Raw genomic sequence first — 8191 nt, forward strand, 5'->3', positions numbered from 1 at the left:
AAGCGATGCAAGATTGTGGTGGACAAGTTTAGGAATCGGGTTGCTCATTATGTTGATGATGTGATGGAAACGGCTTGTGGATTGCACAACTTCCGTCTCAGCTATCGCTAGCTGGTGACACTTAGGGTGAAAGGAATAGAAACATCCCACTTTTCTCTACAACCTCTTATTTCCGATTAAGTTTATTACAGATATCACTACTCAAGCGATCGCTATCTTACAAAGTGTCCCTGGAATGACGATGGCACACCACAGGGATTTCAAGAGCGCTAATCCAATTATGCGGCTGAGGGACGGGACGGCGGTGAGAACGTGGAAGAACTTAGCAGGAGTTGACCACGTTTTCTTAGCCGATGCCAATGACCGAATGATTTACGGCGGTTATGTGGGTTGGATTCATAGTCAAGGATTAAACGAAGCGATCACCAGAATTAGAAAAGACTTTACTTGAGATAAAACACGCGATCGCTATTGTGATGCCTTCCTCTGGGCATTGGGGTATCCCTACTGAGGCAAGTTCTCTCTGTGGAAACCACGTTCATCGGGTGCGCCTATCTTACTGGCTTCCAGGGTGCTAACTGGATAACGGGTTTCCACCGGAGCTGTCATGGAGATATTGTTAGAGCTGATGTGGCGATAGAGAGGGTCAAAAGCTCTATTGGCTGCCATTGACAGTTCTCCTGAATAGCGAACTGTGGCAGAACGGTATGCTGGATATTGTTTGACCTCAATTTGCCCTTCTGGTGTTGGAGGTGGAAATCCTTCTGGCAAGGGAGCGGCGATCGCGCAGAACGTCTCATCAGTGTTATCCGAGATTTACCAGATAATATTCGCTACAGACTAGCATTAGAAAACGACGAATACGCTTATAGTGCTACCGAAATTTTAGATATTTGTCGCGCCGCCGCAGTACCAATAGTATTCGACGCGCACCATCATGTTATTCACGAAAAACTAGATAGTTACGAACATCCTAGCGTTGGCGAAGTATTAGCACAAGCACGTACAACTTGGCCTGTTCCAGAATGGCAACTCGTCCATATTTCCAATGGACGCGAATCTTTTAACGACCCGCACCACAGCGATTTGATTACCGTGATGCCAAGCGCTTATCGCAACGCACCGTGGATCGAAGTTGAGGCGAAACTCAAAGAGGAAGCGATTGAAAAGTTGCGTGTAGAATGGATTAGTAGGGCTTGCTGAAAAAGTCTTTATCGCATAAGTCAGAAATCGCAAACCCTGGACTACAAAACCTTACCAACAAAAGTTAGTAAGCAAATCATCCGCTGATTAGATTCAGCATAAAGCCCGCCAATAATTAAACTTAACAGTGGAGTGGCTGATGATAGCTGTAAAAAATATGCCATCCTTTCAGGGTTTGACGATTCTAGCCGATTTATCACCAAGCCCAGGTTATACGCGCGGTTTTAGTTACTGTGTGAAAATTACTAACCAAGAAAAGTATCCAGACTATTGGCTATTCTTACAAATTAGTTCGGCAAATCCTAATCTACCCCCCAGCCCTTATATATTGATTCAACCAGGAGAATGCGTCCCAGTCAGTGGGTATAGACCCATTGCAACAATCTTAGCAATTGCTAAAAATAAAGTCCAGCCTAAAGACTTAGAAAATAGTAGCGCTGAATTGGAAGTTTGGCCACTATTTTCTAAGTCAACGATACTTCAAAACATTAACCTCCAAAATGCGCTGATTAAAGGTACTCCAACTATTAAGCCACCAAGCGAGGTACCCGTGATATACAGTAAGGTAGAAGATAATTTTCAAGTCAAGTCGCTTAATTTGGACGGTTTACAGCTATCTCTAGTTAAGCAAGACAGGCAACTAGCCCTCAACTGGCTTGTTTTTCTGGTAATCGGAATAGCAATACTAGGATGGATAATTATTTCCAGAAGAAGAAAAAAGTAAATGGTAAGCCGCAAATGACTAAAATTATGGGGAGCGGGCTAATTATTTTAGTTAGTGCATTGAGTGCAATTGCTTTTCCCTTTACTACTTATGCCGCCACACTATTCACGTTCGGCATTGCTCACATTGCTATTGAATTACGCTATATCGATAGCCGTTTCCATCAGAATTTAAATAAAACACTTGAGTGGCGTTTGCTGCAATTAGTACTATTAATTGCTTTAGTACGCTGTTGCGCTATCTTTGGGCTAATTAGCATTCAGTTAGCTCCTTTGTTGGAACTATTCGGCGGATTAGGATTAGTTTTAGTCGCTACTCACCACGTTTACCGACAGAATTGGCAATTGGGGACACTTGGTTTAGCTGTTAGCTGTTTAAGCGGTATTGGGATTATCAAAGACCCGATTTCTACCTTAGTTATACTGGCGCTTGTTCACAATTTAACACCAATAGCATTTATTTTAGAACGACAACGTACTAAAAGATTTCGCACGTTATTAATCTGCGGACTTGTGTTTGGAGCAATACCAATAGGAATTATTAGTTTAAAACTTTTAGGGATAATAAATTTTCCCCTTGAAACAAACACCCATTATTTAAATGCTTTTGTTGCACCATTATGGCAACATTTATCAATTGCTTATCCATTGTTTTCGGCTGCTACTTTTCTCCAATGTATGCACTATGCAGCGGTCATCGGCTTATTTTCGCGGTGGACGAAAGAGGACGCAGAAACATTCTTATCCTGGCTTCCATCTAAAAAATTCTACTGGTTGGTGGCTGGGATATCGGTTTATTTTTTAGTAGCTTTTCAGCATTCGTTTGCACTTACTCGCGCTTTCTATGGCATTGCAGCAGCTATTCATGCTTGGTTAGAAATTCCATTATTATTGCTATTACCCCTGCCAATAATAAAACAGAAGTCCGCAGCTATAGGAAGCGAGATTAGCACCGAAAGATAAGCCGATGTTCCATCGCCATGAATAACCAATTGCCCATCGGTACATTAAACCTTCAACAAGCGCGACACCAGTTTCGATCAACAGGGAACGCATCGGGAAACTTAAATACGGTGATAGTTCGATAAACAGCTTCCATGCTATAGGATGAGTGATTGATGTGGCAGCACCAGCAATTATTGCTAGCCTTCGCCAGTCTTTTTTTCTAACTTGAGCGCAGATGGCGACAAATAAGCTCTCGATCGCAATCGAAACAATCAGTGCAATTAGTTCCTCTGAAGCGAAAAACATAGCGAAATAACTGAATTAGTTCTGGAAAGGATAGCACAAGCTGCGAAGCGCTCGTTTTTGCGAGAGTTATATCAGAAGGGAAAAGCACAAAAACAAGGGTTTGAGCAATTTAGGAGAAGTAAAACTGGCGTCTTTTCAATTTAGGAAAAAAGAAAAATTTCTTAACCCGCTAATTGAAATTTGTTAGCTGTGATAAATGAGTTTTAATGTTTATCGCAACTGCTATTAGAAATGCTCGTAAAAGGCATCAATGTGCTGTCTTTGAGTCTCTATATTAGGAAGGATGTTATTTCAGGAGCCACATCTTTAAAGTAAAAAAAGTAACGCTCTTTCACACTCATGCCAGAAGGGCCAGAAGTCAGACGGTTTGCCGATGCCTTAGATCGGGCACTTGGGGGCAAACCCATCGTGTCATTCAAAGCACGGACAAAGACAGCTTTATTTTGGGAAAAAGAGCATCCCGGTGTTTTACTCAACAAGCGTATCGAACGAGTCCTCTCGCACGGCAAGCACCTAGTTGGCTTAATTGAAGATGGTTACTACTTCCATTCCCACCTGATGATGTGGGGAAGCTGGGCAATTTTAGATCATCCACCCCAAGAAATAGATCGCCGCGAGCGATCGCGTATTGTCGTACCCGATGCCTGTGCCATTCTCTACTCCGCCCCAATTTTCGATTTAGGCGCGGGCAATCCCTTTGAAATCGTCGAAAACTTACGCACTCTCGGTACAGATATCCTACCCTATCCAGACGAAAAGCCCTTCAATGCGCCTGTGTTCCTACAAAAGCTGCTGACACCCGAAAATAGCGATCGCACCATTGGTGCAGCCTTACTCGACCAACAAATTGTTGCCGGAATTGGAAACTACCTGAGAGCCGAAATACTATTTGATTGTCGCCTCGATCCGTGGCGAAAAATTGCCAATTTGACAGCATCGGAACTAGAACGCCTAATTCATTCAATTCCCTTAATGGCTCAACGCGCTTACATTACAGGTGGCTTCACCGTATCAGATGAAGCGCGTACACGTCTGCAAAATAACCCCTCCCTCGTCTACACACCTGGAAGCGAGTACGGCACAAGGCACTACGTTTTTCGCCGCACTAACCTGCCTTGTTTAGAATGTGGCAACGCAATCCGCCAACTTCGTCAAGTTACCCAATCGGATGAAGAAGGAGACAAAACCCGAATAATTTACTTTTGCCCTACCTGCCAGAGGACAAACGTGGAGCTGAAAAAAACAAAAAGCAAGCGAAAAGTGGTTGCCACAGGGGAGAAAATTATCGAGGTTCAGGCATGACTAAAAACCCCAATTTAACACCCCCCAACGTCGAAAATGAAATTAACTTTAATCAAAATCCAGAGTTAAATCTTGAAGCTTTAATAGATTTTGCTGACGTAGCTGAAAAAGTTGGAGCAACAACAAAACGTTTGACAAAAGCCTCCTTGTTGGGAAGCTATTTTACCTCACTGTCCGATAACGATTTAGTACTGGCGGCACGGTACTTTTCCGGTTATATATTTCCCTTACGAGACCAGCGTACTATTAATATAGGTGGAGCGGCTTTGCTAACAGCGATCGCCGCCGTAAGTGAGCAAGAAAAATCAGTCCTTCAAGAACGATTAGTCAAACTTGGCGACCCCGGTGACGTAACGGAGGAAGCATTTACCAATAATCCCCAACGTTCACAGCAGCAACCAATTCTCACCCTTGATTCCTTATCCAACCAACTCGAACAATTAGCAGCGACAACAGGAACCAAACGCAAAACCGAACTGGTTATAGAGTTGTTGAAAATGGCAACACCTCTAGAAGCAAAGTATATCGTCAAGCTGTTAGCAGGCGATTTGCGTATTGGACTGAAAGAAGGTGCCGTTGAAGATGCAAGCGCTCGTCTTTTTCAAATTGAGGTTTCCAAGGTACAGTGGGTCAATATGCTCATCGGAGATATTGGCGAAACTGCCTTGCTAGCAAGGCTAGGAAAACTTGACGAAGCCCAAATGCGGCTATTCCACCCGATTAAATTTATGTTGGCATCTCCCGCCGACGATTTAACGGAAGTTGCCAAACAAATGCCTGATGGATTTGCGGTTGAAGACAAATATGATGGCATTCGCGCCCAAGTTCACATTGCCCCTCACCTAGACGAAGACAACTCAATTTTCCACGGCACGGTTCGCAATGGTAAGCGTGTTGCTATTTTCTCCCGGACACTCGATGAAATTACCGCCAGTTTTCCTGATTTAATCGAACCGCTTGCCACTATCAAATTAGACTCAAAAGATAGCGATGAATCAGCCGATTTAATTTTAGATGGGGAAATTGTCCCCATCCAAGGAGAACGCATCCTCCCCTTTCAGGAACTACAAAAACGCTTGGGACGCAAGAAAGTTTCGGACGAATTACTTGCCGCTGTTCCTGTTGCCTTCATCGCTTACGATGTCTTGTATGCTTGCGGGCGCGTCCTGATTAACGAACCCTTTGTAAAAAGGCGAAGTCTTCTTGAATCACTTCACCTCGATACTCAAAGAGTACGCTGCGGACTTTCCCATCAAGTCAGCGATATTTCTGGCTTAGATGCAGAATTCACGGCAGCGAGGGCAAGAGGCAATGAAGGCTTGATGGTAAAAGATTTGAATTCAACCTATAAACCCGGTAGAAGGGGACGCGATTGGTTGAAAATCAAACGCGCAATGGCGACACTAGATGTTGTTGTCACAGCCGCCGAGGTGGGAAATGGCAAACGGCATCGTTTCCTCTCAGACTATACCTTTGCCGTCCGCCAGAGCGAAACCGAGCCAACGCTGTTAAATATCGGTAAAGCCTATTCAGGGTTAACGGATGGGGAAGTCGCTGAACTGTCCGATTGGTTTCGCGCCCACACGTTGCAAGAATTGGCGCATGGGAAGGTGTGTATCGTGGAACCGCGCATTGTTTTGGAAGTGACGTTTGACCGCGTGCAATCCTCAGAGCGGCACAATAGTGGTTATGCACTGCGGTTTCCTCGTATTGTGCGTGTGCGAAATGATAAACCTCCTGAAGAAATTGACACCCTGGAGACGGTACGCCGTTTGGCTGCAACTCTGTCTTCTGAACCAGTAACGAACGATTCCGAAGCATTTGTTGACTCTGCCGTACCCTTGGGGAACGCCTCAACCCCCTTTAGCGGGGAGAGCAATCAGATATCTGATGTTGTTGAATTAGGAAACAATATCAACCAGACACCAACCCTAGAAGCAGCGCGTGATACGTTTAAACCTTTTGTTGAACGCATCCAACCAGATAAGTCTGTCGTCGTGCTGCACGACTCGGATGCTGATGGCGTGACGGCGGGAGTTGTGTTGCAGCTAGCGTTGTCACGCACTGGATTTCAGAATGTGACGCTGGTTGCACCGAATCGCGATCGCAATGCTTGGACTCCTGCCAACCGAGAACGAGTCATTGCTGCTGCACCCGATAGTTTATTCGTTCTCGATTTGGGCAGTCAATCGGAACCCGTGATTGCTGGCGTTCCCACCTGCTTTATCGATCACCATCGCCCCGAAGGGGTTCCGCCTGGTGATATCCTAATTAGTGCCTACACCTGGGAACCCATCCCCAATACATCACTGCTGGTTTGGGAGTTGTGTTCGTCACTAACGGATGTATCCGATTTAGACTGGATTGCCGCAATTGGTACAGTTAGCGATTTAGGTGAAAAAGCTCCCTTTGAGATGTTGGCAGTTGCTAAAAGTCGGTACACTGCCAAGTATTTGAAAGAGGCATCTGCTCTGATTAACTCGGCACGCCGGGCTTCCCAGTACAATCCAGAAGTAGCAGTAAGAGCATTGCTGACTCATGATAATCCGCGATCGCTAGTTAACTCCAGCACACAGGAAGTCGAACAATTAAGGGAATCGCGGAAAGAGGTGCAGGCGGCGATGGAACAAGCCAAGAAAGCCGCACCCGTCTTTTCTGGCAATGTCGCTTTGGTGCGGGTTAACTCACCTTGTCAAATTCATCCACTGATTGCCCAAAGCTGGCGTACAAGGTTGCCCAAGTATATCGTCATGGTTGCAAATGAGGGATATATTCCTGGGCGCGTCAACTTCAGTGTAAGAACTGCATCGGGAATCAATGTGCTGGATTTTTTGAAAAATGTGGACTTGTCACCAGGAGAGGGAAGCTACGGTCACGGACATGATAGTGCATCTGGGGGCAGCTTGCCTGTTGAGCGATGGAATGAGTTGCTAACTTCCCTTGGGTTTGAGACTAAGGCATTTTAGCTCCTTGTATTTTCCTTCTAACGGCTAAGTAATACTCACAATCTTGAACCCAATTTTAAGCAATTTAATGCAGCAAACAGTCAAATAGTTGGTTAGATGCTCTAGAGCAAAATATCTAAAGGGGTAGATTCTTATTTCTTCGCTTTCCAAGTGCCGCCATAGACATAGAACGGGTTGTTTTGACTCACACTATCCCAACAATGGCGACAAACAAAGCTCCATTGAGCTGACTCGTCATATTTTACCCGGTAGAGTACTGGCTCCAGTCGCTGGCAAAGCGTACACGGTTTTTGACGCGCTCGCATCATCACTCCAATACCCAAATTCCTTGTCAGAACCCATCAAGAACCCTTCTGATTTTGAGAGCGAAAGCATCCAGAAACGAACTCCCGTTGTTTGATATGTTTGGTTTTGCGCCCACTTACACGCTCGCGCCACATCCTAAAGCTAGACGCTTTCATTTGGAGCCGCATTAGAGCAATCACTTGTTTTTCCTGAAGACTAAACTGTTGTTCGATTGCCTCAAAGGGTGTGCGGTCTTCCCACGCCATCTCAATAATGCGATCGAGGGTTTCAGAATCGAGGTCGGGGAGATTCATTGCAACGAAGTCAGAAATACGGTTGAGTACATACTAGACCTCTTGCACGAATCAGCTAACCAGAGCTAGCTCAAAGTTGATGATGCCTGCGAGTAGATGCACTCGGCGCGTAAAGTGCCGCCGTCGATTCCGATAGCGCTCAGCCAA

Annotated in this window: 7 protein-coding genes and 2 pseudogenes; 6 read left to right on the top strand and 3 right to left on the bottom strand. The window is 45.1% G+C overall.

All coding sequences use genetic code 11. The features are described from left to right. The first annotated feature begins 235 nt into the window (after positions 1–235). Entirely contained in the window at positions 236–451 is a 216-nt protein-coding gene (locus H6F50_RS21600) for a hypothetical protein (protein WP_242029152.1), read from the top strand. Positions 452–558: 107 nt separating this feature from the next. Here the strand turns inward: H6F50_RS21600 and H6F50_RS21605 are convergent. After that, positions 559–816 (bottom strand): annotated as a pseudogene (locus tag H6F50_RS21605) (ABC transporter substrate-binding protein); the annotation flags it as partial. Between H6F50_RS21605 and H6F50_RS21610 the strand changes: the two are divergent. The 5 genes and pseudogenes from H6F50_RS21610 to H6F50_RS21630 all read left to right on the top strand — a co-directional run. Next, positions 772–1203: pseudogene (locus tag H6F50_RS21610) on the top strand (UV damage endonuclease UvsE); the annotation flags it as partial. The pseudogenes H6F50_RS21605 and H6F50_RS21610 overlap by 45 nt on opposite strands. 127 nt (positions 1204–1330) lie before the next feature. Continuing rightward, on the top strand, positions 1331–1927 hold the full coding sequence (locus H6F50_RS21615) for a hypothetical protein (protein WP_190430293.1): 597 nt from the start codon (positions 1331–1333) through the stop codon (positions 1925–1927). Beyond that, complete coding sequence (locus tag H6F50_RS21620; protein WP_190430294.1) at positions 1894–2889, top strand: hypothetical protein; 996 nt, start codon at positions 1894–1896, stop codon at positions 2887–2889. The genes H6F50_RS21615 and H6F50_RS21620 overlap by 34 nt, the downstream gene beginning before the upstream one ends. A 627-nt stretch (positions 2890–3516) precedes the next feature. Continuing rightward, complete coding sequence (locus tag H6F50_RS21625; protein WP_190430295.1) at positions 3517–4479, top strand: DNA-formamidopyrimidine glycosylase family protein; 963 nt, start codon at positions 3517–3519, stop codon at positions 4477–4479. Then, a complete protein-coding gene (locus H6F50_RS21630) occupies positions 4476–7445 on the top strand; it encodes an ATP-dependent DNA ligase (RefSeq protein WP_190430296.1) in 2970 nt (989 codons plus the stop codon). Before H6F50_RS21625 ends, H6F50_RS21630 begins: the two co-directional genes overlap by 4 nt. A 131-nt stretch (positions 7446–7576) precedes the next feature. Here the strand turns inward: H6F50_RS21630 and H6F50_RS21635 are convergent, their stop codons facing one another. Both H6F50_RS21635 and H6F50_RS21640 read right to left on the bottom strand, forming a co-directional pair. Further along, positions 7577–7753 carry a hypothetical protein gene (locus H6F50_RS21635; RefSeq protein WP_190430297.1) on the bottom strand — a complete coding sequence of 59 codons (177 nt, stop codon included), beginning with the start codon at positions 7751–7753 and terminating at the stop codon, positions 7577–7579. 33 nt (positions 7754–7786) lie between these two features. Further along, complete coding sequence (locus tag H6F50_RS21640; protein ID WP_190430298.1) at positions 7787–8044, bottom strand: TIGR03643 family protein; 258 nt, start codon at positions 8042–8044, stop codon at positions 7787–7789. Between the last annotated feature and the right edge of the window lie 147 nt (positions 8045–8191).

The organism is Coleofasciculus sp. FACHB-712, assembly GCF_014695635.1.
GTDB lineage: Bacteria > Cyanobacteriota > Cyanobacteriia > Cyanobacteriales > FACHB-T130 > FACHB-T130.